The sequence below is a fragment of the Streptomyces sp. SM11 genome, assembly GCF_002910905.1.
GTDB lineage: Bacteria > Actinomycetota > Actinomycetes > Streptomycetales > Streptomycetaceae > Streptomyces.
In genome coordinates, this window is the sequence record NZ_NEUE01000265.1 from 21,545 (window position 1) to 46,692 (window position 25,148).

20 protein-coding genes and 3 pseudogenes are annotated in these 25,148 nt (G+C 71.4%); 12 read left to right on the plus strand and 11 right to left on the minus strand.

The features are described 5' to 3' along the window. The first annotated feature begins 214 nt into the window (after positions 1-214). The 3 genes from B9S58_RS28805 to B9S58_RS28815 all read left to right on the plus strand — a co-directional run bounded on the left by B9S58_RS28805 (position 215) and on the right by B9S58_RS28815 (position 3,475). Positions 215-1,084, plus strand: a complete 870-nt coding sequence (locus B9S58_RS28805) for a helix-turn-helix transcriptional regulator (RefSeq protein WP_103534905.1) — start codon at positions 215-217, stop codon at positions 1,082-1,084. Beyond that, the gene (locus tag B9S58_RS28810) at positions 1,059-1,865 is read left to right on the plus strand and encodes an SAM-dependent methyltransferase (RefSeq protein WP_103534906.1); all 807 of its coding nucleotides are present in this window, start codon (positions 1,059-1,061) and stop codon (positions 1,863-1,865) included. The genes B9S58_RS28805 and B9S58_RS28810 overlap by 26 nt, the downstream gene beginning before the upstream one ends. Positions 1,866-2,011: 146 nt before the next feature. Then, a complete protein-coding gene (locus B9S58_RS28815) occupies positions 2,012-3,475 on the plus strand; it encodes a helix-turn-helix domain-containing protein (protein ID WP_103534907.1) in 1,464 nt (487 codons plus the stop codon). Positions 3,476-3,562: 87 nt separating this feature from the next. On the opposite strand, the gene B9S58_RS28820 is transcribed toward B9S58_RS28815, so the two are convergent. The 4 genes from B9S58_RS28820 to B9S58_RS28840 all read right to left on the minus strand — a co-directional run bounded on the left by B9S58_RS28820 (position 3,563) and on the right by B9S58_RS28840 (position 7,908). Beyond that, on the minus strand, positions 3,563-3,892 hold the full coding sequence (locus B9S58_RS28820; protein ID WP_103534908.1) for a nuclear transport factor 2 family protein: 330 nt from the start codon (positions 3,890-3,892) through the stop codon (positions 3,563-3,565). Between the two features lie 107 nt (positions 3,893-3,999). Continuing rightward, positions 4,000-5,643: an NAD(P)/FAD-dependent oxidoreductase gene (locus B9S58_RS28825; RefSeq protein WP_103534928.1), complete on the minus strand. Its 1,644-nt coding sequence runs from the start codon at positions 5,641-5,643 to the stop codon at positions 4,000-4,002. A 545-nt stretch (positions 5,644-6,188) separates the two neighbouring features. Continuing rightward, positions 6,189-7,073 carry a LysR family transcriptional regulator gene (locus B9S58_RS28835; protein WP_103534909.1) on the minus strand — a complete coding sequence of 295 codons (885 nt, stop codon included), beginning with the start codon at positions 7,071-7,073 and terminating at the stop codon, positions 6,189-6,191. A 70-nt stretch (positions 7,074-7,143) separates the two neighbouring features. Continuing rightward, positions 7,144-7,908: an SDR family oxidoreductase gene (locus tag B9S58_RS28840; RefSeq protein WP_103534910.1), complete on the minus strand. Its 765-nt coding sequence runs from the start codon at positions 7,906-7,908 to the stop codon at positions 7,144-7,146. A gap of 213 nt (positions 7,909-8,121) precedes the next feature. Between B9S58_RS28840 and B9S58_RS28845 the strand changes: the two genes are divergently transcribed. Further along, the gene (locus B9S58_RS28845) at positions 8,122-8,946 is read left to right on the plus strand and encodes an SDR family oxidoreductase (protein ID WP_103534929.1); all 825 of its coding nucleotides are present in this window, start codon (positions 8,122-8,124) and stop codon (positions 8,944-8,946) included. Between the two features lie 434 nt (positions 8,947-9,380). Next, positions 9,381-9,620: pseudogene (locus B9S58_RS28855) on the plus strand (serine/threonine protein kinase); the annotation flags it as partial. A gap of 72 nt (positions 9,621-9,692) precedes the next feature. Here the strand turns inward: B9S58_RS28855 and B9S58_RS28860 are convergent. Further along, positions 9,693-10,184, minus strand: a complete 492-nt coding sequence (locus tag B9S58_RS28860; RefSeq protein WP_103534911.1) for a hypothetical protein — start codon at positions 10,182-10,184, stop codon at positions 9,693-9,695. Positions 10,185-10,514: 330 nt separating this feature from the next. Here B9S58_RS28860 and betT point away from each other — a divergent pair, with 330 nt between their 5' ends. Beyond that, entirely contained in the window at positions 10,515-12,650 is a 2,136-nt protein-coding gene (gene betT / locus B9S58_RS28865) for a choline BCCT transporter BetT (RefSeq protein ID WP_103534912.1), read from the plus strand. Between the two features lie 117 nt (positions 12,651-12,767). After that, positions 12,768-13,736 (plus strand): prolyl aminopeptidase, encoded by a 969-nt coding sequence (gene pip, locus B9S58_RS28870; RefSeq protein ID WP_103534913.1) that lies wholly within the window; start codon positions 12,768-12,770, stop codon positions 13,734-13,736. A gap of 181 nt (positions 13,737-13,917) precedes the next feature. Here the strand turns inward: pip and B9S58_RS28875 are convergent, their stop codons facing one another. Both B9S58_RS28875 and B9S58_RS28880 read right to left on the minus strand, forming a co-directional pair. Beyond that, positions 13,918-14,907: an aldo/keto reductase gene (locus tag B9S58_RS28875; protein WP_103534914.1), complete on the minus strand. Its 990-nt coding sequence runs from the start codon at positions 14,905-14,907 to the stop codon at positions 13,918-13,920. Between the two features lie 88 nt (positions 14,908-14,995). Further along, a complete protein-coding gene (locus tag B9S58_RS28880; protein ID WP_103534915.1) occupies positions 14,996-15,511 on the minus strand; it encodes a MarR family winged helix-turn-helix transcriptional regulator in 516 nt (171 codons plus the stop codon). Positions 15,512-15,991: 480 nt separating this feature from the next. On the opposite strand from B9S58_RS28880, the pseudogene B9S58_RS28885 reads away from it, so the two are divergent. Further along, positions 15,992-16,771 (plus strand): annotated as a pseudogene (locus B9S58_RS28885) (EamA family transporter); the annotation flags it as partial. A 238-nt stretch (positions 16,772-17,009) separates the two neighbouring features. On the opposite strand, the pseudogene B9S58_RS28890 reads toward B9S58_RS28885, so the two are convergent. Continuing rightward, positions 17,010-17,279, minus strand: a pseudogene (locus B9S58_RS28890) (2'-5' RNA ligase family protein); the annotation flags it as partial. 161 nt (positions 17,280-17,440) lie between these two features. Here B9S58_RS28890 and B9S58_RS28895 point away from each other — a divergent pair. Continuing rightward, on the plus strand, positions 17,441-18,025 hold the full coding sequence (locus B9S58_RS28895) for a Uma2 family endonuclease (RefSeq protein WP_103534916.1): 585 nt from the start codon (positions 17,441-17,443) through the stop codon (positions 18,023-18,025). A 77-nt stretch (positions 18,026-18,102) separates the two neighbouring features. Here B9S58_RS28895 and B9S58_RS28900 read toward each other — a convergent pair whose 3' ends face one another. Together B9S58_RS28900 and B9S58_RS28905 are read right to left on the minus strand one after the other, a co-directional pair. Beyond that, complete coding sequence (locus tag B9S58_RS28900) at positions 18,103-19,437, minus strand: MFS transporter (RefSeq protein WP_103534917.1); 1,335 nt, start codon at positions 19,435-19,437, stop codon at positions 18,103-18,105. Between the two features lie 137 nt (positions 19,438-19,574). Continuing rightward, on the minus strand, positions 19,575-20,015 hold the full coding sequence (locus tag B9S58_RS28905; protein WP_007452526.1) for a MarR family winged helix-turn-helix transcriptional regulator: 441 nt from the start codon (positions 20,013-20,015) through the stop codon (positions 19,575-19,577). 134 nt (positions 20,016-20,149) lie between these two features. Here B9S58_RS28905 and B9S58_RS28910 point away from each other — a divergent pair, with 134 nt between their 5' ends. Continuing rightward, a complete protein-coding gene (locus tag B9S58_RS28910) occupies positions 20,150-20,389 on the plus strand; it encodes a hypothetical protein (protein WP_103534930.1) in 240 nt (79 codons plus the stop codon). Here the strand turns inward: B9S58_RS28910 and B9S58_RS28915 are convergent. Continuing rightward, positions 20,382-21,836 (minus strand): NCS2 family permease, encoded by a 1,455-nt coding sequence (locus B9S58_RS28915; protein WP_103534918.1) that lies wholly within the window; start codon positions 21,834-21,836, stop codon positions 20,382-20,384. The two genes, B9S58_RS28910 and B9S58_RS28915, sit on opposite strands and share 8 nt — an antisense overlap. A gap of 211 nt (positions 21,837-22,047) precedes the next feature. Here B9S58_RS28915 and B9S58_RS28920 point away from each other — a divergent pair, with 211 nt between their 5' ends. Together B9S58_RS28920 and B9S58_RS28925 are read left to right on the plus strand one after the other, a co-directional pair. Beyond that, on the plus strand, positions 22,048-22,389 hold the full coding sequence (locus B9S58_RS28920) for a DUF2530 domain-containing protein (protein ID WP_103534919.1): 342 nt from the start codon (positions 22,048-22,050) through the stop codon (positions 22,387-22,389). Positions 22,390-22,511: 122 nt separating this feature from the next. Further along, the gene (locus tag B9S58_RS28925; protein WP_103534920.1) at positions 22,512-24,986 is read left to right on the plus strand and encodes an HAD-IC family P-type ATPase; all 2,475 of its coding nucleotides are present in this window, start codon (positions 22,512-22,514) and stop codon (positions 24,984-24,986) included. The last annotated feature ends 162 nt before the right edge of the window (positions 24,987-25,148 follow it).

The window sequence follows — 25,148 nt, forward strand, 5'->3', positions numbered from 1 at the left end:
GGAGGGAGGACTGGCAGTGTGGGCTGGAGGGTGGGCTGGGGGGAGGGGCAAGATCGGTCCGGTCTAACCGAGTTGGCGTGTGATGCAGTCGGACATACTTACCTTGAGAGCGCCGTGCGAGTGTCGCAAGGTGCGCTGTGTGCACTGTGCGCAGACTGCGCGGAATGTCGGATAGATCGAGCCGGAACAGGGCCGGAACAGGGAGGGGAAAGCCGTGGCGCGCGAGAGGTCGGGGCGGACGGCACAGCACCTGGTCCTGGTGGCCCGCCTGCGTAACCTGCGCGAGGGCGCCGGCCTGTCCGTCCCGCAGGCCGCCACCCAGCTCGGATGGCATCCCACGACGCTGCGGCGGCTGGAGCAGGCCCAGACCTCCCTCGACGTGGGGCAGGTGTCCGCCCTGCTCGATGCCTACGGGGCGGGTGCGGCGGAGGCCGACGACATCATGGGGCGGCTGAATGCGGCGAACATGCCCGGCTGGTGGCATCCGTGGCGGGATGCGATGGCCCCCTGGCTGATGGACCTGATGAGCGTGGAGTCCGCCGCCGGCGTCGTACGCACCTGGCATCCGGCACTGGTTCCGCTGCTGTTGCGGACCCCGGCCTACGCGATGGCCGTGGACGAGATCATGTGCCCCGACCGGGACGCGGCCGGGCGCCGGCGGCGGGCGGACTTCCTGGTCGAGCGTCAGAAGCGGCTCCAGGAACAGCAGACCCGGCTCTGGGCGGTACTGCCCGTCACCGCGCTCCGCTGCCGGGTGGGCGGCGTCGAGGTGATGCGCGAGCAGCTCAGGAGGCTGCAACAGGTCGCGCAGCGGGGGGATGTGACGGTGCAGCTGCACCCCGATCACGCGCCGCCCCACCCGCTGACCGGTGTCCCGGCGCTGACCCTCTACCGGGTGGAGATCCGGGAGATCGCGGACCATGTGGTGCGGGAGGGCGGGCTGCCCGGCACCGCGGAGGTGTGGGACAGCCCCCACCCCGTACAGACGTATCAGGGAATGCTGGACGTGTCGTGCGTGATGGCGATGCGGCCGGCCCGAACAGGAGAGGTGTTACAGGATGAGTACGACCGGAAATGGGCCTGAACTGCCCGCGCAGATCGACACGAGCGTCGCGCACTCCGCACGTGTCTGGAATTACTGGCTCGGCGGCAAGGACAACTTCCCGGCGGACCGGGCTGCGGGCGACGCCTACCGGGAGAAGTACCCGCTGATCGAGACGTTCGCGAAGGAGTCCCGGGACTTCCTGCGCCGTACGGTCACCCATCTCGCCCGGGACGCCGGCATACGGCAGTTCCTGGACGTCGGCGCCGGGCTGCCGACCGCGAACAACACGCACGAGGTCGCGCAGCGGATCGCCCCGGAGTCCCGGATCGTCTACGTCGACCACGACCCCCTGGTGCTCCTGCACGTCCACGCGCTGCTGACCAGCACCCCCGAAGGCGCGACCGCCTACGTCGAGGCGGACATGCGCGACACCGGGACCGTGCTCGCCGGGGCGGCCAAGACCCTGGACCTGACGCAGCCCGTCGCGCTCGTGATCAGCGACGTGCTGGGGCACATCGTGGACTGGGACGACGCCCTGTCCCTGGTACGGCGGCTGGTGGACCGTCTGCCCTCGGGCAGCTACCTCTCGCTCAGCCACTCCACCGCGTCCGACGACGCCCACCGCGCCGTCCAGGACGAGTACAACGCGAGCGGCGCGATCCCGTACATCTTCCGGGAGCCGGAGACCACGATCGCGTTCTTCGACGGGCTGGAGATGGTGGAGCCGGGCATGGTGTCCTGGCCGAACTGGCGGCCCGACGCGAACACCGGCACCACCACGGCCCGGGCCGGGTGGGGCGCGGTCGCCCGCGTCCCGTAGGGCCTGTCGTCGGTCTGCCGTCGTTGCCCGGCAGACGGCAGGCCGACGACAGAACCAGGGCGGACACGCCCTGACCACGTCCGCAACTGCCGCGCCGTGCACGGGACTTCCCGTGCGCGGCGCGCACGGCCCGCAGAGGCTTGCACATGAGCACCACAGGCACGACCGACCACGAGGCCGCCGGCCCGTGGCGTGCCCGGGACGGGCGGGACACGGCGGGCCGGCTGCTGCGGGCGGCGACCCGCTCCGGCGCGCAGCTGATCGCCGAGGCCGCGTCCCTGGTCCAGGGGTGGGCGGTCCTCGCCGACCCGATCGCCGGGGCCGTCTACAGCACCCCCGCCGCCGCGGCCGCCGACGGCGTACACGCGGCCGCCGCCCCGCAGGAACACCCGCACCGCGTCCAGCTCCCGGCGGCCGGAGCCGTCCTCGTCCTGGCCCCGGCGCCCACCGTGCCCCCGGAGCACACCGGCCACGTCGCCGCGACCACCGCGGCTCTCCTGGAGGTGCGCGGGCAGCGGGCCGCGGAGCTGCGGGGCGAGCAGATGCGGCTGCACACCACCCTCATCCGGCTGCTGCTGGCCGGGCACACCACCACCGTCACCGAGACGCTGGGCGGGAACAGGCTCACGCATGTCACGGTCTACCGGCTCACCGGCGCCGACGTCCCCGCCGCCCACGAGGTCCTCTGGCGGGCGGTACGCCCCTCCCTCGCCCCGTACGCCGACGCCTGCACCCTGATGGGCCGGCTGGACGGCGAGCTCGTCGTCGCCGAGCTCCACCACGGCTGCGACGACGGGCGGATCCTGCGCCTGGTCTCCCGGGTGAGCGAGCGGCACCGGCTGCTCGCGGGCATGGCCGGACCGCTGCCCCTGGCCGAGATGGCCACCGCTCACAGCGACGCCGCCGCCGCCCGGCACAGCGCCACCCCCACCTGCCGTATCGTCCCCGCCGACGCCATCGGCACCTCCCGGCTGGCGTCCCTCCTGCCCGCCGTCCCGTACAGCCGGTGGGCGGGGTCCGTGCTGCGTCCCCTGGACCCGGCCCACCAGCACCTGCTCCTGGTGTGGCTCCGCACCGGCAGCAAGCCCCGTGCCGCCATCGCGCTCGGCCTGTCCGCCGGCACGGTACGGGCCCGGATACGCGACCTCTCCCGGCTGCTCGGCGCGGACCTGGAGGACGCCACCGTGCAGGCGCATCTGCTGCTCGCCCTCCGCGCCCCCGCCCCGGGCACCGCCCCCGACGACGACAGCGGCAGCCCCGCGCCGCCCGGTGCGGCCCGGCTGGAGACGCTGCCGGACGGCCTCCTGGACACCGAGGCGGTCCGGGCCTGGGCGAGCGGCCTGGTCGGCGGTCTGGAACCGCACCTGCGGATCGCCCTGGCCTGCTGGCTGCGCAGGCACGCCAGAACGGCCCCCGCGGCGGCCGAACTGCACGTCCACCGGACCACCCTGGCGATCTGGCTCACCCAGTGCGCCGACCACCTCGCGCAGAACCTCGCGGACGCCACCGTGCGCGCCGAACTCCACCTCGCGCTGAATGCCACACGGACCGGTCCGGACGACCCTGCGGCCCTCCCCCGGCGCGGTGGCCGCACCTACCGCCGCCTGTGACCGGAGCCGAAGAGACCGGCCGGCCTCAGGAACGGTCCGTCCGGTCCCAGGAAGAGCCGTCCGGTCTCAGGAACGGTCCGGCCGGTCTCAGGAGGGGGCCTGGCCCGTCTCGAAGCGGCTGACGCGGTCGCCGGTGACCGTGAAGACCCAGCGGGTCCGCATCGTGCCCCAGGTGTCGTTGGTGTAGTCGACGACGAGGGTGCGGCCGTCGCCGGAGGCGTCCACGACCTTCATCCGACCGTTGGCCTTCGGGGAGAAGATCTCCTTCTCCGTCCAGGCCGCCAGGTCCCGTTCGCTGCCGTCGTCGGACATGGTGGCGTCCTCGGTGAGGACGTCGGCGAAGAAGGCGTCCTTGTCGCCCGCGTTCACCGTGGCGATGAACTTCTCCACCACCGGGTCGCTGATCGATGGGGTCATCGTGTTCCTCCTAGGCGCGTCCGGGAACGGGCGTCCCGGAGATCCTCACCGAGTCTCTGTCGGCACGCCCGCCACCGCATGTCGGGCGTGCCGGCCCACGTGACGCGTCAGTCCGCCGGCCCCGAGAGGGCGAAGCCTGTGTAGCCGTTGCGGGCCGAGGCGTCGCACTCCTCGCGGTAGCGGTCGGCGCCGCCGACGTAGGCGAGGAAGACCCGGGGCTTGCCCGGGACGTTGGCGCCCAGATACCAGGAGTCGGCGGCCGGGTAGAGGGTGTGGGAGGCGAGCTCCGCGACGTGTGCGGTCCAGGTCTCCTCGGCCTCGGGGGTGGCGTCGATCTCCGTGAGCCCGTTGCTCCGCAGATGGGCGATGCAGTCGGTGATCCACTCCACGTGCTGCTCGATGGAGACGACCATATTGGTGAGCACCGACGGGCTCAGCGGCCCGGTGACCGTGAAGAGGTTGGGGAAGCCCGCCGAGACCAGGCCCAGATGGTTCAGGGGGCCGTCCGCCCACTTCTCGCGGAGGGTGACGCCGCCCTTGCCCACGATGTCCGGGGCGAGCAGGGAGCCGGTGACGGCGTCGAATCCGGTGGCGTAGACGATCACGTCGACGAGATGTTCCCGGTCCGCGGTGCGGACGCCCTTCGGGGTGATCTCCTCGATCGGGGTCTCGCGCAGATCGACCAGCGTGACATGCGGCTTGTTGTACGTGGCGTAGTAGCCGGTGTCCAGGCAGGGCCGCTTGGCACCGAAGGGGAAGCCGCGCGGTGAGAGCCGCTCGGCGGTCCGCGGGTCGGCGACGACGGAGGCGATCTTGGACCGGATGAACGCGGCGACCGTCTCGTTGGCCTCCTCGTTCACCAGGATGTCGGTGTACGAGCGGAGAATCGCGCTGAGCAGGCCCTTCTCCCAGGCGGCCTCGTAGGCGGCGGTCCGCTCCTCGTCGCCCACCTCCAGCGCGGACCGGGTCGGCATCTCGCAGACGCTGCCGCCCTTGGACCGCCGCTGGGCCGCCCGGAACTCCGGGTAGCCCACCTTCCACTCGGCGACCTCGGCGTCGGTGAGCGGGCGGTTCCGGGCCGGGAGGGCGTACGCGGGGGTCCGCTGGAAGACCGTGAGCTCGGCCGCCTGTTCGGCGAGGAGCGGGACGATCTGGACGCCCGACGACCCGGTGCCGATCACCGCGACCCTGCGGCCGGTGAAGTCGGGCTCCTCCCGCGGCCAGCGGGCGGTGTGGTACGCCGGACCGGCGAAGCTGCCGGCTCCGGGGACTCCCGGGTCCTTGGCGGTGGAGGAGCAGCCCGAGGCCATCACGAGGAACCGGGTGGTGACGCTCTCCCCGGTGTCGGTGGAGAGCTGCCAGAGGTGCCGCTCCTCGTCGTACACCGCGCGGGTGACCCGGGTGTTCAGCGTGATGTCCCCGCGCAGCCCGAACCGGTCGGCGACATGGTGGATGTAGCGCAGGATCTCCGGCTGGGTCGCGTACTTCTCGCTCCACGCCCACTCCTGGTCCAGCTCGGGAGAGAAGGAGAACGAGTACGACATGCTCTCGATGTCGCAGCGGGCGCCCGGGTAGCGGTTCCAGTACCACGTCCCGCCCACATCGCCCCCGGCCTCGAACACGCGTGTACGCAGGCCGAGTTCACGTAAGCGGTGCAGCTGATAGAGCCCGGAGAGCCCGGCTCCGACGACAACGGCGTCGACCGGCAATGCATCGACCGGTGAGGCGGCAGGCTGCGCGGTGGCGTTCATGGGAGAGGTCCTCCTGAGTCGCGGCTTCTGTGGGGGTGTCGCCGGCCCGGAGCGATCACGGCAGTCCGGCCGGCCCGGCCAGGAGGACGCGCCGCCCGCGCGCGCTCCTGAAGGGGAATCCTTCTCCACCGAGGGCCCCTTGGGAAGCCCGCCGATCGGGCGGGCCGGCTCCGCCGGCGCCTGAGGGTGTGCCATGCGCCCCTGGCCGGGCAGCTCGTGGACCCCGGCGTGGGGGACGCACCGTGCGATGTCGTCGAACGGCGTTCCGTAGGGGGGCCGTTCCGCGGTTGGGCCCGCCGACGATCAGGTCGGCCCGGTCCGCCCGCCGAGCGAGGGCGTCCGGCGCGGGCGCGCCGCACAGCGCGGCCGGTTCCGCGTACAGCGCGGCCGGCCGGCCGGCGCAGGGTCTCCCACCCCTGGTGTCGGCGCGCAGGGCGTCGACGACCGGCCCGTCGAGACCGGCGATCCGCCGGTGCACGATCTCCACGGACGCGTCCCGGTCCGCCGCCTCCCGTGCGGCCTTCGTGTCCGGCCGGGAAAGAGGGTCACCCTGATCCGGGCCCGGCCCGGCTGAGGAAGAGGTCCCGCCCCGGGCACGTCGTGTGCGCGGGCCACAGCGCGTGGACCGGGACCCGGACGGGCGGGTCCAGGTCGACGACGTGGGCCGCGCCGCCCGCCGCCGGGCCCGGGGCCGTCGTGACGAAGGCGATGCGGCCGGTCGCGGTGACGGCCGTGATGGGCGGGGTGCCCTGGACCGGGTTGCGCCGGGTGTCCGGTTCGACGCCCGCCCGCCGGCACAGGCCGATCAGCAGGTCCGTGTACGCGGACGAGCCCGGCTCGCCCCACACCGTGAGCGGCTGGCCGCGCAGATCGGCCAGGGCCACCGCCGACCGGGCGGCGAGCGGGTGCCCGGCCGGGACGGCGACCCGCAGGCGGTGTTCGGCGATCCGGGCCCGGGTCAGCCCCGTACCGGCGGACATCGCGCGGCTCAGACCCAGGTCGCAGGCGCCCGTGAGGAGTTGCTCGCGCAGTTCGTCCGGGAAGAGCTGGCGGACGTGGGCCCGGATGCCCTGCTCCTCCGTACGGGCCCGGGTCAGCAGCTCCACGACCTCCTCGGCGGTGACGGCCGGGGTGTGGCCGATCCGCAGGTGCCCCGCCCGGCCGCGCCCGACGCGCCGGGCGCGGTCCAGGGCGGCGAGCGCCTGGGCGCTGAGCGCCCGGGCGTCGTCGATGAGGGACTGCCCGGCCGGGGTCGGGGTCACGTGCTGGTGGCCGCGGTCCAGGAGCTGGACGCCGACGTGCCGCTCCAGGGTGCGGATGGAGGTGCTCAGCGCCTGCTGGCTCAGGTGCAGCCGTTCGGCCGCCCGGGTGAACCCGCCCTCCTCCGCGACGGCGACGAGATGCTCCAGCTTGCGCAGATCCAGACTCACGCGGTCCTCCCCTGGCCACCGGTTTCCGTGCCGGGCGGCTCGGCGGGCCGGGCGGCCGGCCAGCCGTTGCTCAGCGGACCGTGTAGCCGCCGTTGGCGAAGATCGTCTGACCGGTGATCCAGCCGCCCTCGGTGACGAGGAACTTCACCAGCGGCGCGATGTCCTCGATCTCCGTCAACCGGCCGCCCATGGCCTGGGACTTGTGGAACTCCACGCGCTCCGGCGTCTCCTGCGGGTAGAAGAACGGCGTGTCCATCGGCCCCGGGGCCACATTGTTCACGGCGATGCCGCGCGGGGCGAACTCCTTGGCCGCCGCCCGGGTGAAGTGCTCCAGCGGGGCCTTCGCGCCCGCGTAGGTGGCGTACCCGTCGGTGAAGGCGGCGAGCAAGGAGGTGACCAGGCTGACGATGCGGCCGCCGTCGTTGAGGCGCGCACCGGCCTCCTGGAGGAAGAAGTACGCCGCCTTGGAGTTGATCGCGAACATGCGGTCGTACTCCTCCTCGGTCGTCTCACCGATCGGCTTCCGCAGCACCATGCCGGTGGTGTTCACGGCGACGTCCACCCCGCCGAAGGCGTCCAGCGCCTGGTCGAAGAGGCTCCGCACACCCTCGACCCGGGTCAGGTCCTCGCGGACGACGACGGCCTGCGCGCCCGTGCCCCGTACCGCCTCCGCCGTCTTCTCGGCATCGGTGGCGGTGTTCTCGCCGTGGTAGTGGACGACGACGTTCGCGCCGGCCTCGCCGAGCGTACGGCTGATCAGGCCACCGAGGTTCTTCGCACCGCCGGCGACCACGGCGGTCCTGCCGGCCAGCGGCGGCTGCTGCTGCTCACTCATGGGGGATCCTCTCTCCGGCGCATTCCGATATGCGGCGTTCGTCGTAGTTTCCGCTGTCCACGCTAGGAGCGCGCCCCCGCCGGGGGAAACACAAAGATCCTGTCGGTCCACCAGGAAAATGGGTCACCGCAGGTCAGCTCAGGCGAAAGGGCGCCACCCTCGTGTCCGGAAAGGCCATTGACGTACGGCGTACGGGTCACGAAGGATCACCGCGTGACGACCACCGAACAGTCTCCGCCCACCGCTGCCCCGCCCCGCCCCATCGCCCTGATCACCGGCGTCGGCCGCAGCATCGGCATCGGCGCGGGCATCGCGCGCCGGCTGGCGGCCTCCGGCTGGGACGTCGCCTTCACCTACTGGACGCCGTACGACCGCCGCATGGAGTGGGGCGCCGAACCCGGGGCCGCCGAGTCCATCGCGAAGGAGCTGGCGCGGGCCGGGGCCCGTACCGCGCCGATCGAGGCGGACCTGTCCGACCCCGACGCGCCGACCCGCGTCTTCGACGAAGCGGAGCAGCGCCTCGGCGGACCGGTGACCGCGCTCGTCCTCTCGCACGCGGAGTCGGTGGACTCGGGGCTGCTGGACACCACGGTGGAGGCGTTCGACCGGCACTTCGCGGTGAACTCCCGGGCCAGCTGGCTGCTGATCCGCGAGTACGGGCTGCGCTTCCGCGGCGCACCGGACGGCGCGTCCAGCACCGCACCCGGCACCGCCACGGGCCGGATCGTCGCGCTCACCAGCGACCACACCGTGGGCAACCTCCCCTACGGCGCGAGCAAGGGGGCCCTGGACCGCATCACGCTGGCCGCCGCGCACGAACTGGCCCACCTCGGGGTGACGGCGAACGTCATCAACCCCGGCCCGGTGGACACCGGCTGGATGACCGACGACCTGCGCGAGGCCCTGGCCGGGAGCACCCCGCTCGGCCGCATCGGCACACCGCGGGACACCGCGCACCTGGTGGACTTCCTGTGCTCGCCCGAAGGGCAGTGGGTCAACGGCCAGCTGCTGAAGAGCAACGGCGGCGCGGCTTCCTAGGGGGTGTCTGACAGTTCCCTGGCCGGGGTTCCTTCCGCGCAGCCGCCCACCGGGGCTCTCGCCGGGCGCGCATCAGCACACGTCGGGTCAGCCCGTCAGGTCAGGGCCCCCGAGCATGACGGAACGTCTAATCTGGCGTGGTCCATGTAGTGCACAGGGGGACGTATGCACAACGAAGACAGGGCCGACCGTGCGGGCGACGGAGCCCCCGGGGGGCCCGAGGACCGCCGGGCGGGCAACGACCCCCAGGGGCCGGCCGCGGGAGCGCCCCCGGAGCGGCGGCCGGGCACGCCGCCGCACGGCGACCCGCCCTCCCCCCGCACCGTGATCGACGGCCGCTACGAGCTGCTGGAGCCGATCGGCAGCGGCGGAATGGGCGAGGTCTGGAAGGCCCACGACCGTCGGCTGCGCCGGTTCGTCGCCGTCAAGGGCCTGGGTACGTCGAGGCCAACCCGGGCAAAGTGCGGCGGCTGGAGAACATCCGGGGCGCGGAGGGCTACGGCGTGGCGATGCGGCCGGGAACCCCGACCCTGAAGGGCGAGGTGTGCTCGGCGCTCCGGACGATCCTGGACGGCAGGATCTGGGAGGACCTGTACAAGGAGAACCTGTCCGGCCTGGTGGGCGACAAGAACCCGCCGGGCCGCCCGGACCTGACGGAGTGCAAGGGGTACTGAGGGTCCCGGCGCCGGCGGAGCGCGCGGGACGTCGGGACCGCCGGACCGCGAGACGTCGAGACACCGGCGGGCTCACCGCTCGGGGAACCGCTCCCCGCACCGGCTGCAGAAGACCGGCGCGGGGTCCTGCGACAGCCGCCCGCACTCCGGGCAGACCCGGTCCAGCGCGCAGGGGCCCTCGCCACCCTCGTACGCCCCGCCCGGCGGCTTGATCGCGAGGCCGGGGCGGCGGCGGTGGACGGTGAGATACAGGAGCCCGTCCGGCCCGGCGGCAAGCGCACGCCGGGACGTGCGGGGCAGCCAGAGGACGGTGCTGGGCTCCAGCTCCAGGACCGGTCCGCCCCCCGCCGTCCTGACGCTCCCCCCGCCCTCCAGCACGACGAGAAGCACATCGAGCACGTCCTCCTGATGCTCACCGACCTCGGCGCCCGGTGGCAGGCGCACCAGGTTGGCGTCCAACTCCCGCCCCGGCTCGGCCAGCTGCCACAGCGCGCCGCGCTCGCCGGGTTCGGTGGCGGCGAGGAGTTCGTCGAGGACGGCGAGGATGCGGGGAGCAGCGTTCACGGCGTCCAGGTTACGCGGCGATCACTTCGAACACCTGCCGCAGGACGGCGTGATGGCGTGATGATCTCACCGCGTACGACCCTCCAGTGCCGCCCATACGGGCGTACACGACGCGTCGGTGCTGGACCGCGCCTCCCCCCGGGTGCACGGTGACGAGGGGGTGCGCGTCGACGACGCGTCCGCGGTGCCGTGTCCCACTCACGGAGGCAGTCACGCGGGGTGAGTCACCCGGCGAGGAGCCGGGTCGGCATCGTCCCCGCAGCACCCCTCCGACCGCCCTGCCGACCCCGCCCACCTCTTACTGGTACATCACACAGGAAAGCTGACACCGTGCCGATCGACGGAGAGAACGGCGGCGTACCGGAGCCGCGCGACCCGGCAGCAGCGGCCACCGGACCGGGGAGGGAGAGCAGGCTCAAACCCGTCGTCTTCTTCGGGGCGTCCGCGCTCATCCTCGCCATCTCCATCTGGGCGATCATCTCCCCGTCGGGCGCCGAGAACACCATCGGCGTGGTGGTGGACTGGATCTCCTCGGTGTTCGGCTGGTACTACTTCCTCGCCGCCACCCTGTACCTGCTGTTCGTCGTGTACGTCGCGGCGTCCCGGTACGGGGCCATCAAGCTGGGGCCACAGCACTCCACCCCCGACTACGGGCTGTTCGCCTGGGCCACCATGCTGTTCGCGGCGGGAATCGGCATCGACCTGATGTTCTTCTCCGTCTCCGGACCGGTCAGCCACTACCTCGCCCCTCCCGAGGGCGATCCGGAAACCGTCGAGGCGGCACGGCAGGCGGTGGTGTGGACGCTGTTCCACTACGGCATCACCGGATGGGCGATGTACGCGCTGATGGGCATGGCCCTCGGGTACTTCGCCTTCCGCTACCGGCTGCCGCTGGCGATCCGGTCCGCGCTGTACCCGATCATCGGCAAACGCATCCACGGCCGGATCGGGGACGCCGTCGACCTCGCGGCCATCATCGGCACGGTCTTCGGCATCTCCGTGTCGCTCGGCATCGGCGTCGTGCAGCTGAACTACGGGCTGGCCTTCCTCTTCGACGTCCCCCAGGGGACCGGCGCGCAGATCGGCCTGATCGCCGTCGCCGTGGTCCTGGCCACCATCTCCGCCGTGGCCGGTGTGGACCGGGGCATCAGAAGGCTCTCCGAGCTCAACGTCGTGCTCGCCGTCATCCTGATGCTCTACATGCTGTTCGTCGACAGCCCGATCCGCATCCTCAACAGCCTCGTCCTCAACATCGGCGACTACGTCAGCCGCTTCCCGTCGATGACGCTGAACACGTTCGCCTACGACCAGCCGACCGACTGGCTCAACGCCTGGACGCTGTTCTTCTGGGCCTGGTGGATCGCCTGGGCGCCGTTCGTCGGGCTCTTCCTGGCAAGGATCTCGCGCGGCCGGACCATCCGGCAGTTCGTCACGGCGACGCTGGTGATCCCGTTCCTGTTCACGCTCACCTTCCTGTCCGTCTTCGGCAACAGCGCACTCGGCCTGGTGCGGGACGGCAACACCGAGTTCGGCGAGACCGCCGCCAACACCCCCGAGCAGGGCTTCTACGAGCTGCTCGCGCAGTTCCCCGGCGCCACGTTCAGCGCCGGTCTGGCCACCTTCGTCGGACTGCTGCTCTACGTCACCTCGGCCGACTCCGGCGCGCTGGTGATGAGCAACCTCAGCTCGCATCTGCGCACCCCGCTCACCGACGCGCCCGCCCTGGTGCGCATCTTCTGGGCGGGAGCAACGGGCCTGCTGACCCTGGCCATGCTCCTCGTCGGGGGTGTGGCGGCGCTGACCGACGCGACGATCATCATGGGCCTGCCGTTCTCGTTCGTGATGTTCCTGATCATCTGGGGGCTGTACAAGGCTCTGCGCATCGAGCGGATGCGGGAGGACGCGCTGACCACCACGCTGCCGTCGTCGCTGTCCGGACGCATGCTCCAGGGCGGCCGGAGCACGGAATGGAACTGGCGGCGGCGGCTGGCCAGGGCGATGAGCTTCCCCACCCATCAGGCGGCGGTCAGATTCGTCGACGAGGTCTGCCACCCCGCCTTCGCGGACGTCGCCGCGGAGCTGAACCGGCAGGAGGCGCAGGCGTCGATCGAGGAGGGCACCGACGAGGCGACCGGCCTCCCGCACATGGAGCTACGGGTTCCGGTGGGCGGGGACGAGGTGTTCGTCTACCGCCTGTGGCCGGTCGAGGTGCCCACCCCGGCGTTCGCCATGCGGGCGGTCTCCGAGCACGACACCTACGTGCGCTTCGAAGTGCACCTCTCCGACGGCAGCCAGGGCTACGACGTGATGGGCTACAGCAAGGACCAGCTCATCGGCAACATCCTGGACCAGTACGAGCGGCACCTGGAGTTCCTCCGGCTGCACCGGGAGTCCACCGCCCGCTCGGCGCTGCCCGACCACCGGCCGGACACGGCCGACGCGCATCTGCCCGACAACGACGTCTGACGGCGGCTGTCGGTCCCCCTCGGTCCCGGTCCTCCCGCCGCCGGACACCCTCCGCACAGCGTGTCCGCGTAACGTGACCGGCAGCCCACCCGCCTGCCGACCGAGGGGAACGACTCCGTGCACCGCGAACCCGACGACCTGTACCCGCCGACAGAACCGTACGGCAGCGGCATGCTGGACGTCGGCGACGGCAACCACGTGTACTGGGAGCTGTGCGGCAACCCGGACGGCAAGCCGGCCCTCGTCGTGCACGGCGGCCCCGGCTCCGGCTGTTCGCCCCGCGCCCGCCAGTACTTCGACCCGGACCGCTACCGGGTGGTGCTCTTCGACCAGCGGGGCTGCGGCCGCTCGACGCCGCACGCGAGCGACCCGGCGACAGACATGTCGCACAACACGACAGCACACCTGATCGCCGACATGGAACGCCTGCGGGAACACCTCAGCATCGACAACTGGCTGCTGTACGGGGGCTCCTGGGGCTCGACCCTGATCCTGGCGTACGCCCAGGAGCACCCGGAGCGGGTCACGGAGGCGGTCATCCCCTCGGTGACGACGACCCGCCGCAGCGAGATCGACTGGCTCTACCGGGGTGCCGGCCGGCTCTTCCCCGAGGCCTGGGACGCCTTCCGCGCGGGCGTCCCCGAGACGGACGACGCGACCGGCCTGGTTGCGGCGTACGCCCGCCGCATGGAGAGCGAGGACGCCGTCGTACGGGAGAAGGCCGCGGCCGACTGGTGCGCCTGGGAGGACGCCGTCATCTCGATGGAGGCGATCCCGGGCCCGCCCCCGTACAGCAGCCGCCCGGACCGGGCCCAGCAGGCGTTCGTCCGGATCTGCGCCCACTACTTCTCCCACGGGGCCTGGCTGGAGGAAGGCCGGCTCCTGGCCCGCGCCGACCGCCTGACCGGCATCCCGGCCGCCCTGATCCACGGCCGCTTCGACATCGCCGGCCCCCTGATCACCGCCTGGGAACTGAACCGCGCCTGGCCGGACGCCGAACTGACGGTCATCGACAACGCGGGCCACATGGGCGGCACGGAGACCCGGCGGGCGGTGCTGGCGGCGTTGGACGGGTTTGCGGGGTGAAGCGATGAGGCTCGGACCGCACCGACCGCGACGTCGCGTATCTCCGCCGCCGCGAGAATACGGGTACGCGGGGGATCGGCTGCCGTGACTGCGCCCTCATGCGGGACCCGTCTCGCAGCAGGGCTCGGCCGCCGCCCTCGATCGGGGCGGCGGCCGAGCGGACACCCGGGTGCTGCCGGACCTACCAGGCAAACGCCTCCGGCGAAGGCCCCGGCCCCGGGAAGATCTCGTCCAGGCCCGTGAGCACGGCCTCCGGGAGGTCCAGTTCCAGGGCGCGCAAGGCGCTGTCCAGCTGGCCGGCGGTGCGCGGGCCGACGATCGGGCCCGTGATGCCGGGGCGGGTCAGCAGCCAGGCCAGGGCCGCCTCGCCGGGCTCCAGACCGTGCTTGTCGAGCAGGTCCTCGTACGCCTGGAGCTGGGCGCGGGTGGCGGGGTCGGCCAGGGCGTCGGCCGCGCGGCCCGAGGTGCGGCGGCCGCCCTCGGCCGTCTTCCTGATGACGCCGCCCAGCAGCCCGCCGTGCAGCGGCGACCAGGGGATGACTCCGAGGCCGTAGTCCTGCGCGGCCGGGATGACCTCCATCTCGGCGCGGCGCTCGGCGAGGTTGTAGATGCACTGCTCGCTGACCAGGCCGAGCGAACCCCGGCGGGCCGCCTGCTCATTGGCCTGGGCGATCTTGTAGCCGGGGAAGTTCGACGACCCGGCGTACAGGATCTTGCCCTGCTGGACCAGGACGTCGATCGCCTGCCAGATCTCGTCGAAGGGCGTGTTCAGGTCGACGTGGTGGAACTGGTACAGATCGATGTGGTCGGTCTGGAGACGCTTGAGCGAGGCGTCGACCGCCCGCCGGATGTTCACGGCGGAGAGCTTGTCGTGGTTCGGCCAGGCATCGCCGTCGGCGGCCATGTTCCCGTACATCTTGGTGGCGAGGACCACCTTGTCGCGCCGGCCGACGCCCTGGGCGAACCAGGTGCCGAGGATCTCCTCGGTGCGCCCCTTGTTCTCGCCCCAGCCGTAGACGTTGGCCGTGTCGAAGAAGTTCAGGCCCGCGCCGAGCGCGGAGTCCATGATCGCGTGGCTGTCCGACTCGTTGGTCTGCGGGCCGAAGTTCATCGTCCCGAGGACGAGCCGGCTGACCTTGAGTCCCGTACGTCCGAGCTGTGTGTACTCCATGACTCCCAAGCCAACTCCTTCGAGTCCACTCCAGGCAAGCATGGGTCCCGGGACGCGCGGGGCGACCGCGTCCCCTGCGGCCCGGCTGTCAGCGGTCGCCCTCCAGGGTGATCAGGAGTGTGCGCAGCAGGCGGTTCAGCTCCTCGCAGTCCGCCGCGTCCAGGTCGGCGAGCATCCGGCGTTCGTTGCGGACATGGCCCTCCACCGTGCTGTCGACACGCTCACGCCCGGCCGCGGTGAGGCTGATGTGCAGGCTGCGGCGGTCGCCGGGCACGGCTTCCCGGGCGACCAGACCACGGGCGTCCAGCCGGTCGATCCGGTTCGTCAACGCGGCGGAGCTGACCATGACGCTCGCGGCGAGCTCCTTCGGCGTGAGCGGCCGGGCGCTGCGGCGGAGAGTGGCGAGAACATCGAACTCCCAGCGTTCCATGCCGTGTTCGGCGAAGTAACCACTGACTTCCTTGTCCACGAGCCGGGTCAGCCGCAGCAGCCGGCCCACCGCGCCCATGGCCTCCAGATCCAGATCGGATCTCAGGTCGGCCCACTGGCCCAGGAAGCCGTCCACCGAGTCGCGCGGACGCGCACCACCTCGCCGCTCCGCCATCAGCCCTCCACTCCCCAGACCATTCGATGTCGAACTGTTTGACGCAAATCTAGGCCATGAGCTAGCTTCCTGCCATCAAACAGTTCGACATCGAAAGATTCCATGGTGAGCCATTCAGCCGGCAGTCCCGCCCTTGACGACTTCCGCACCAACGGCCTCCGCACGGTCACCCGGGTCATCCACTCCCGCCGCAGCGTCCGCCACTACCGCCCCGGCGCCCCCGGCACCGCTCCGGGACCGCACACCGCGAGGACCTGCACATCGCCCGGCTCATACCGCTGGGCTCGTGCTTCAGCGAGATCTTCGGACGCTGAAGTACGTCCGTAGGGACCGCGTCCCGGAACCCACGCACACACCCTCCCCCGCACACGCGCACGCCCATACGTGTGCGGAGGCAGGCACGGATGCGCTGCGTGCCCCCGGGGCGAAGCCCGGCACCCCTGCCGATACCGCTGCCCGTTCGACGTTACGGAGCCGGACATGCCCGACCATCGCCTGGTGACGACGTCCGTCGTCACCGCCCTCGCCCCCGCGGTCTGGGGCTCGACCTACCTGATCACCACCGAGTTCCTGCCGCCCGACCGCCCCCTGCTCGCCTCGACCGTACGGGCCCTGCCCGCCGGGCTCGTCCTGCTCGCGGCCACCCGCGTGCTGCCCCGGGGCATCTGGTGGGCGCGAGCCGCCGTGCTCGGCGTGCTGAACATCGGCGCGTTCTTCTACTTCCTCTTCCTCGCCGCCTACCACCTGCCCGGCGGCGTGGCGGCCCTCGTCATGACCGTCCAGCCGATGATCGTGCTGCTCCTCGGCCCGCTGCTGCTTGACGCCCGGATACGGCCCGTACACATCGGCGCGTGCGTGCTGGCGGTCGGCGGCGTGGCGTTGCTGGTGATCCGGCCGGGTGCCGGACTGGATCTCGTCGGCGTCACCGCCGGGCTGCTCGGGGCCGTGTCCATGGCGGGCGGCATGGTGCTGACCAAGCGCTGGGGGCGCCCCGAAGGGGTCTCCCTGTTCGCGTTCACCGGGTGGCAGCTCACCGCCGGCGGCCTGTTCCTGCTGCCCGTGACCCTGCTCAGCGAATCACTCCCCGACCGCCTGACCTGGGGCAATGTCGGCGGATTCGCGTACCTGAGCGTCATCGGAGCGCTGGTCGCGTACGTGGTGTGGTTCAACGGCCTCGCGCGGCTGCCCGCGCTCGCCGCCTCGTTCCTGTCGTTCGCCTCGCCCCTGTGCGCGACGGTCCTCGGCTACTTCTTCATGGGGCAGACGCTCGGACCGCTCCAGTTGCTCGGCGCGGCCGGAGTCGTCGGGGCGGTGGTACTGGCCCAGCGCGGCACGCCGCCCGGCGGCCCGCCGTCTGACGACGCACCGACCGGCGGCCCGCCGGTCTCAGCCGCCGAGGGCGGCCCCCACGGCGACGACGACGAACATCAGCACGAGCACGGCCGCCATGATGCGGTTTCTGGTCTTCGGGTCCACCCTCCGAGCGTAACGGCACCGCTCACCGTCCCAGCGGCCAGGCTCGCACCTCCTCGTGGCGCGGCCGCTCCCCCGGCACCCCGGACACCGGCAGATCGCTCCGTACGAGACTCAGCTCCCCGGCCTCCCAGCGCTCCCCCTCGAACCCCGCCAGCGCCGCGCTGAACGGTCTCAGGTCCGCCTCGCCCCGGCTCCGGGCCAGCGTGAGGTGCGGGGCGTAACGGCGGCGCTCCTCCATCGGCAGCCCGGCCCGCCGGGCGGCTGCGGCGGCGCGCTCGGCGAGCAGCCGCAGCGGAGAACTGCGGCGAACAGGCGCTGGGTGGGCGGACGGCCGGAGCTGTGGCTGCTCATGCGCGCGAGTCTCGCAGGTCCGGGCGTGTCCGGGGCGCCGGGCCTATCGTTGTACTACGCGGCTGCCCGCACGCCCGTGCGACAGCGGGGAGGAGCGGCACGATGACCGTCGTAGACACCGACAGGATCGACATGGCCGACACCAGCGACGAGCGCACCCTGGACATGATGTTCGAGTGGCTTGAGCCCGTCCCCGAGGGATTCAAGGTCGAGATCGTCGAGGGGACCGTCCACATGTCGCCGCAGCGGGACACGCACTGGGAGATCATCTTCGACATCCTGGAGCAGTTGCGCACCACCTACGGACGCCGGCAGCTGAAGACCGACGTACGCATCGACTTCCCCGGCCTTCTCAACGGCTTCGCCCCCGATGTCGCGGCTGTCACACAGGACGCGGCCAAGACCACGGACGGCCGCTGGCGCCACCAGGACATCGAGTTCGTCGCCGAGGTGATCTCCAGGAGCACGGCCGCCAACGACTACGGCCCCAAGAAGGCCGCCTACGCCCTCGCCGGTGTCCCCGTCTACCTCATCGTCGATCCGTACACCGGCACCTGGCACCTGCACACCCTCCCGAAGGAAGACGAGTACCGCAGTGTCCTGAGCCTCGACTTCGGCACCCCGGTCGACCTCACCTCGACCGTCGTCGGCCTAGTCCTCGCGACCGACGCCTTTCCCCGCGACTGACCCCGCCGCACGAAGAACGCCCTCCTCCCGGTCGCTCCGGGAGGAGGGCGTTTCCCCGTACAGCCGTATCCGGCGCTCTACGCCGCTGTCGTCAGCTGCTCGCGCGGTACGAAGCGGACGTGCGGGCGGCCCGGGCGGAGGTCGACCCTCAGGCGGAAGCCGCCGACGCGGGCGAGGGCGAAGCCGACACCCAGGGCGGCGATCACCGAGATCGCACCGCCGGCCGCGAAGCCGGTCCGGGCGCCGTACGTGTCGCTGATCCAGCCGACGATCGGGGCGCCCACCGGCGTACCCCCGACGAAGACCATCATGTACAGGCTCATCACCCGGCCCCGCATCTCCGGTTCGGCGGCCATCTGGACGCTCGTGTTCGCGGTGATGTTCGTCGTCAGACCGAGCATGCCGATCGGGACCAGCAGGATCGAGAACAGCCAGACCGACGGGGACAGCGAGGCGGCGATCTCCAGCAGCCCGAACGCCGTGCCCGCGAGCACCAGCATCCGCAGCCGCGTGGAACGGCGGCGGGCCGAGAGCAGTGCGCCGGCCAGCGAACCGGCCGCCATCAGGATGTTGAAGAACGAGTACATGCCCGCGCCGCCGTCGAAGATCTCGTCGGCGTAGGCGGTCAGCCAGATCGGGAAGTTGAAGCCGAACGTGCCGACGAAGCCGACCAGGACGATCGGCCAGATCAGCTCGGGGCGCCCCCGTACGTAACGCAGGCCCTCGCGGAGCTGCCCCTTGGCGCGGGGCACGGTCACCGAGGCGTGCAGTTCGTTCGTGCGCATCATCAGCAGGCCGACGAGCGGGGCCAGGAAGGAGAGGCCGTTGAGCAGGAACGCCCAGCCGCTGCCGACCGTGGTGATCAGGACGCCCGCGACGGCGGGGCCAATGAGCCGGGCGGACTGGAAGTTCGCCGAGTTCAGGCTGACCGCGTTGCGGAGCTGTGCGGGGCCGACCATCTCGGAGACGAACGACTGGCGGGCCGGGTTGTCGACGACGGTCACCATGCCGAGGAGGAAGGCGACCAGGTAGACGTGCCAGACCTCCACGACCCCGGAGAGGGTCAGGACGGCCAGCGCGATACCGCACAGGCCGAGCATGGCCTGGCTGACGAGCAGGATCCGCCGCTTCGGGAGGCGGTCGGCGATGACGCCGCCGTACAGGCCGAAGAGCAGCATCGGCAGGAACTGCAGGGCCGTGGTGATGCCCACGGCGGTGGCGGAACCCGTCAGGCTCAGCACGAGCCAGTCCTGCGTGATGCGGGACATCCAGGTACCGGTGTTGGAGATCACGGCGCCCGTGGCGAACAGGCGGTAGTTACGGATCTTCAGCGACGAGAAGGTCCCGCCGGTCTTGCTCTCGTGGGTGGAAGTCGGTGCGGGGGCGGAGTCTGCTCCGGATCCCGTACTCAAAAGAGTTCGCCTCCTCGGGCGTCTGCGGCGTTCGGTCCGACGAGGACGTGACGACGGGCGCTCCGGCGGTGATCCGAGCCGGGCCGGACGACGTGCTTCCGGTCCGGCGGCGGGTCACCGCCGGCGCGCCCGAGGTGTCACAGGTGGGCGAGCTTCTCCAACACGGGCGCGGCGGCCCGAAGCGTCTCCCACTCGTCCTCGTCCAGACCCTCGGCCAGATGGGACAGCCAGGCGTTCCGCTTGGTGCGGCTCTCCGCGAGCATGGCCTCGGCCTGCTCGGTCTGGCTGACCCTCTTCTGCCGACGGTCATCGGGGTGCGGTTCGAGCCTGACCAGCCCCTTCGCCTCCAGCAGCGCGACGATGCGGGTCATCGACGGAGGCTGCACATGCTCCTTGCGGGCCAGCTCACCAGGGGTGGCCGAGCCGCAACGGGCAAGGGTGCCGAGCACCGACATCTCGGTGGGGCTCAGCGACTCGTCGACACGCTGGTGCTTCAGGCGTCGGCCCAGCAGCATCACGGCGGAACGGAGGGAGCTCACGGCGGCGGCGCTGTCGCCGTCGTGGATCAGGTCAGGCATGTTTGTTAGCGTAACTCATTACCCAAACTAAATACCACCTGGTGGTACACGCGCGAAAAATTGCACACTCGAACGAGTGAATTGGAAGCGGAAAGTGACGCATGGAGCGCTCCGGGGCGGCGACCCTGCTGGACATGGGATCGACAGTGCTCAGCCTGCGGATAGACGGTGAGCTGCTCGACCGGCTCCGGCAGCACGCCGCGAAACGCGGAATGAGCGTCCAGGACTATGTGGTCCGGACGCTCATTCGCGACGACTTCGACGAACGCTTCACGGCGGCCGTCGAGGACACCGAGAAGTTCTACGGCGACTCCAGGAGGGACGTGACGCCCCCCGTGGACGCCAGGAGGGGCGCGACGCCACCGATCACGTGAGGCCGAGCGCCGGCATCGCGTAGTAGAAGACGAACACCGCCGACACCACGTACATGGCCACCGGCACCTCACGGCCGCGGCCGGCCGCCAGGCGCAGCACGGAGAAGGCGACGAAGCCGATGCCGATGCCGTTGGTGATCGAGTACGTGAACGGCATCATCACCATCGCGAGGAACGCCGGGACCGCGAGCGTGTAGTCGCTCCAGTCGATGTCCCGCACCGAGCCCGCGATGATCAGGAAGCCGACCGCCAGCAGGGCGGGAGTGGCCGCCTGCGACGGAACCATGGTCGCCAGCGGTGTGAGGAACAGCGCCACCGAGAAGAGCAGACCGGTCACCACGCTCGCCAGTCCGGTGCGGGCCCCTTCACCGACGCCCGCGGTGGACTCCACGAAGCACGTGGTGGCGGAGGCGGAGGTCGCACCGCCCGAGGCGACCGCGATGCCGTCCACGAACAGCACCTTGTTGATGCCGGGGAACTTGCCGTCCTGGTCCATCAGCTTGGCCTCGTCGCCGACGCCGAGGATGGTGCCCATCGCGTCGAAGAAGCAGGACAGCAGCACGGTGAAGACGAACAGGATGCCGGTCAGCAGACCGACCTTCCCGAACCCGCCGAACAGGCTGACCTCACCGAGCAGCCCGAAGTCGGGCGCGGAGACCGGGTTGCCCGGCCACGACGGCGTCGTCAGACCCCATGCCCCGTCGGGCAGGCCGGCCGCCGCGTCGACGACCAGGGCGAGGGCCGTCATGGCGATGATCGAGATCAGGATCGCGCCGGGCACCTTGCGCACGATCAGCGCGAGCGTGAGCAGCGCACCGAGGACGAAGACGAGGATCGGCCAGCCGGTGAGGTGACCGTCGCCGCCGAGCTGGAGCGGCACGGTGGTGCGGGCCGCGTCCGGCACGCGCGAGACGAAGCCCGAGTCGACGAGGCCGATCAGCAGGATGAAGAGGCCGATGCCGATCGCGATGCCCTTGCGGAGCGACTTCGGCACGGCGTTCATCACGCGTTCCCGCAGCCCGGTCGCGACCAGCAGCATCACCACGATGCCCGCGAGGACGACCATGCCCATCGCGTCCGGCCAGCTCATCCGGGGGGCGAGCTGGAGAGCGACGACGGTGTTGACGCCGAGGCCGGCGGCGAGCGCGATCGGCACGTTGCCGATGACGCCCATCAGCAGCGTGGAGAACGCGGCGGACAGCACGGTGGCGGTGACCAGCTGCCCGTTGTCCAGCTGGTTGCCGTACATGTCCTTCGCGCTGCCCAGGATGATCGGGTTGAGCACGATGATGTACGCCATCGCGAAGAACGTGGCGAACCCGCCGCGGAACTCACGGGCAACGGTCGACCCCCGCTCGGAGATCCTGAAGAACCGGTCCAGACGGCCCCGTGGCTGCGGAGCCGAGGGGGGCGGGGAGTCGACCGGAGCGGTGGCCGAGGGGGGCATGGGTGACCTCAGTCGTACGTAGGGGAGGCGGAGCCGAGGGACGAAAGGTGATCGAATTTGGACGTTCAGACGAAGAATTCGAGCCAGCCCAAAGCAGATTCAGTATGAATACATCAAGCTAAGATCGCTATCTCCGCGCGTAGACCCTTGCACCGACCGCTCCGTCACCAGCCGATCGGGCGGCTCGCACATGTCCCCATACACTGAACGCATGGAGAAGTGGACACAGAAGCACGAGGCGCCCGACCCCCTGGAGGGCCCCGTCGTCGCCACCGTCGTCGGCGGCACCATCCTCTGGTTCGTCCTCTTCCTCGCCCAGCTCCCCTTCTACGGCTGGTTCGCCGACCGCGGCCACACCTGGTGGGTCTGGACGCCGCTGGCTGGCGCCGGACTGGGCCTGATCGGGATCTGGTACGTCCGCGGGCGCGACGCCGCCCTCAAGCGGCACGCGGCCCGCGCCGAGGCCAAGGACACCGCCGGGGCCGAGGCGGCGGACAGCGCGCTGGGTGGCGACCCGGCGGGCCGCACCAGCCGGAGCGACCGGACCGCCTGACTCTCCGTCCCGCAGCCCGCAGGGCGCTTCCGTACGACCACGGGACCGACTTCGTCCTCCCCTGGTCGGATCTTCGCCCCTTCGGCGGGTGATTCGGCGTACGCCCCCGTACCGTCGGATCCATGACGCAGCGGGCACTCGATTCCTCCGGGGAGCAGACCCCCGGACCCTCCCGGCCGGCCATGATCGACGCGGGGACGGAACTCGATCCCGTGCACCCCATGGAGCCACCGCCGCCAGCCCACCGACCGGACGGCCTGAGCACCGCCGAGGTCGCCGAGCGGGTCGCGCGCGGTGAGGTCAACGACGTACCCGTACGGTCCTCGCGCTCCCTCACCGAGATCGTGCGGGCCAACGTCTTCACCCGGTTCAACCTGATCATCGGCGTGCTCTGGGTGATCATGCTGTTCGTCGCGCCGATCCAGGACAGCCTCTTCGGCTTCGTGATCGTCGCCAACACCGGCATCGGCATCATCCAGGAGTGGCGGGCCAAGAAGACCCTGGACAGCCTCGCGCTGATCGGCGAGGCGAAGCCGACCGTGCGGCGCGACGGGGTCGCCGCCGAGATCTCCACCTCCGAGATCGTCCTCGGCGACCTGGTCGAACTGGGCCCCGGGGACAAGGTCGTCGTGGACGGCACGGTCGCCGAGGACGACAGCCTGGAGATCGACGAGTCGCTGCTCACCGGTGAGGCCGACCCGGTGATCAAGCGGGCGGGCGACCCGGTGATGTCCGGCAGCTTCGTCGTCGCGGGCGGCGGCGCGTTCACCGCGACCAAGGTGGGCCGCGAGGCGTACGCCGCCCAGCTCGCCGAGGAGGCGTCGCGCTTCACGCTCGTCCACTCGGAGCTGCGCAGCGGCATCAGCACGATCCTGAAGTACGTCACCTGGATGATGGTGCCGACGTCGATCGGGCTGATCATCAGCCAGCTGGTCGTGAAGGACAACAACTTCAAGGACTCCGTCGCACGGACCGTCGGCGGCATCGTCCCGATGATCCCCGAGGGCCTGGTCCTGCTGACCTCGGTGGCCTTCGCCATCGGCGTCGTACGGCTCGGCCGCAAACAGTGCCTGGTGCAGGAGCTGCCCGCCATCGAGGGCCTCGCCCGGGTCGACGTGGTCTGTCTGGACAAGACGGGCACCCTCACCGAGGGCGGCATGGACGTCACGGAGGTCCGGCCGCTGAACGGGAGCGACGCGGCGTACGTGACGCAGGTGCTGCGGACCTTCGGCTCCTCGGACCCCCGGCCCAACGCCAGCCTCCAGGCCATCATCGACGCGTACCCGGCGGGCGGCGGCGACGCGGAGAGCTGGACGGTCACCGACGCGATGCCGTTCTCCTCGGCACGCAAGTACAGCGGCGCGGCGTTCACGGAGGCCGACGGGACGGCCACCGCCTGGCTGCTCGGCGCCCCCGACGTCCTGCTGGCCGAGGGCGACGCGACCCTCACCGAGATCGGGCACCTCAACGAACAGGGCCTGCGGGTGCTGCTGCTGGCCCGTGCACGGGGCGAGCTGAACGCGCCCGGCGCGGCCGCCGGAGCCGCCCCCACCGCCCTGGTCGTCCTGGAGCAGCGGCTGCGGCCGGACGCGGGCGACACGCTCGCCTACTTCGCCGACCAGAACGTGGCCACCAAGGTCATCTCCGGCGACAACGCGGTCTCGGTCGGCGCGGTCGCCGGAAAGCTGGGCCTCGCGGGCGCCGAGAACACGCTGGACGCCCGCCGGCTGCCCACCGACCCGGACGAGATGGCCACGGCCATGGAACAGAACGCGGTCTTCGGCCGGGTCACCCCGCAGCAGAAGCGGGACATGGTGGCCGCCCTCCAGTCGCGCGGCCACACGGTCGCGATGACCGGGGACGGCGTGAACGACGTGCTGGCCCTCAAGGACGCCGACATCGGCGTGTCGATGGGCTCGGGCTCCGAGGCGACACGCGCGGTGGCGCAGATCGTACTGCTGAACAACAGCTTCGCGACGCTGCCCTCGGTGGTCGCCGAGGGCCGCCGGGTGATCGGCAACATCACCCGCGTCGCGACGCTCTTCCTCACCAAGACGGTCTACTCCGTGCTGCTGGCGATCCTGGTGGTCTGCACCCAGGTGGAGTACCCGTTCCTGCCGAGGCACCTGACCCTGCTGTCGACGCTGACCATCGGCGTCCCCGCGTTCTTCCTGGCGCTCGCGCCCAACAAGGAGCGCGCCCAGCCCCACTTCGTACGCAGGGTGATGCGGTACGCGATCCCGTCGGGCGTCATCGCGGCGGCGGCCACCTTCGCGACGTACCTGGTGGCGCGGCACCACTACAGCGGCGAGGGCGCGCTGGAAGCCGAGACGAGCGCGGCGACGCTGACGCTGTTCCTGGTCTCGATGTGGGTCCTGGCGATCATCGCCCGCCCGTACACCTGGTGGCGCATCGGCCTGGTGGCGGCCATGGGGCTCGGCTTCCTGATCGTGCTCGTGGTGCCGTGGCTCCAGGACTTCTTCGCGCTGAAGCTGGTGGGCGCGCCGATGCCGTGGACGGCGGTCGGCATCGCGGTGGCTGCGGCCGCGCTGCTGGAGTTCACCTGGCGCTGGGTGGGGCGGCGCTTCGGGGCGTAGCCCGGCGCGGGCAGCCGCGAGCCCCCGGGAGGCCGAGCCTCCCGGGGGCTCGCGCGTCGCTGTCCCGGTGTCACGGGCCGCCGCTCCACGTCGACGAAGTCACCGGCGGCCGAGAGCATGAACGGCCGTGCGGATCTGCGGCCTTTCCGTGCAGCCCGACCC

Excerpts from the sequence above, each read along its gene's own strand:
- B9S58_RS28810 (WP_103534906.1), top strand. The coding sequence starts at position 1,059 with ATGAGTACGACCGGAAATGGGCCTGAACTGCCCGCGCAGATCGACACG.
- B9S58_RS28815 (WP_103534907.1), top strand. The coding sequence starts at position 2,012 with ATGAGCACCACAGGCACGACCGACCACGAGGCCGCCGGCCCGTGGCGT.
- B9S58_RS28820 (WP_103534908.1), bottom strand. The coding sequence starts at position 3,892 with ATGACCCCATCGATCAGCGACCCGGTGGTGGAGAAGTTCATCGCCACG.
- B9S58_RS28825 (WP_103534928.1), bottom strand. The coding sequence starts at position 5,643 with ATGAACGCCACCGCGCAGCCTGCCGCCTCACCGGTCGATGCATTGCCG.
- B9S58_RS28840 (WP_103534910.1), bottom strand. The coding sequence starts at position 7,908 with ATGAGTGAGCAGCAGCAGCCGCCGCTGGCCGGCAGGACCGCCGTGGTC.
- B9S58_RS28875 (WP_103534914.1), bottom strand. The coding sequence starts at position 14,907 with ATGGAGTACACACAGCTCGGACGTACGGGACTCAAGGTCAGCCGGCTC.
- B9S58_RS28880 (WP_103534915.1), bottom strand. The coding sequence starts at position 15,511 with ATGGCGGAGCGGCGAGGTGGTGCGCGTCCGCGCGACTCGGTGGACGGC.
- B9S58_RS28895 (WP_103534916.1), top strand. The coding sequence starts at position 17,441 with ATGACCGTCGTAGACACCGACAGGATCGACATGGCCGACACCAGCGAC.
- B9S58_RS28905 (WP_007452526.1), bottom strand. The coding sequence starts at position 20,015 with ATGCCTGACCTGATCCACGACGGCGACAGCGCCGCCGCCGTGAGCTCC.
- B9S58_RS28910 (WP_103534930.1), top strand. The coding sequence starts at position 20,150 with ATGGGATCGACAGTGCTCAGCCTGCGGATAGACGGTGAGCTGCTCGAC.
- B9S58_RS28915 (WP_103534918.1), bottom strand. The coding sequence starts at position 21,836 with ATGCCCCCCTCGGCCACCGCTCCGGTCGACTCCCCGCCCCCCTCGGCT.
- B9S58_RS28920 (WP_103534919.1), top strand. The coding sequence starts at position 22,048 with ATGGAGAAGTGGACACAGAAGCACGAGGCGCCCGACCCCCTGGAGGGC.
- B9S58_RS28925 (WP_103534920.1), top strand. The coding sequence starts at position 22,512 with ATGACGCAGCGGGCACTCGATTCCTCCGGGGAGCAGACCCCCGGACCC.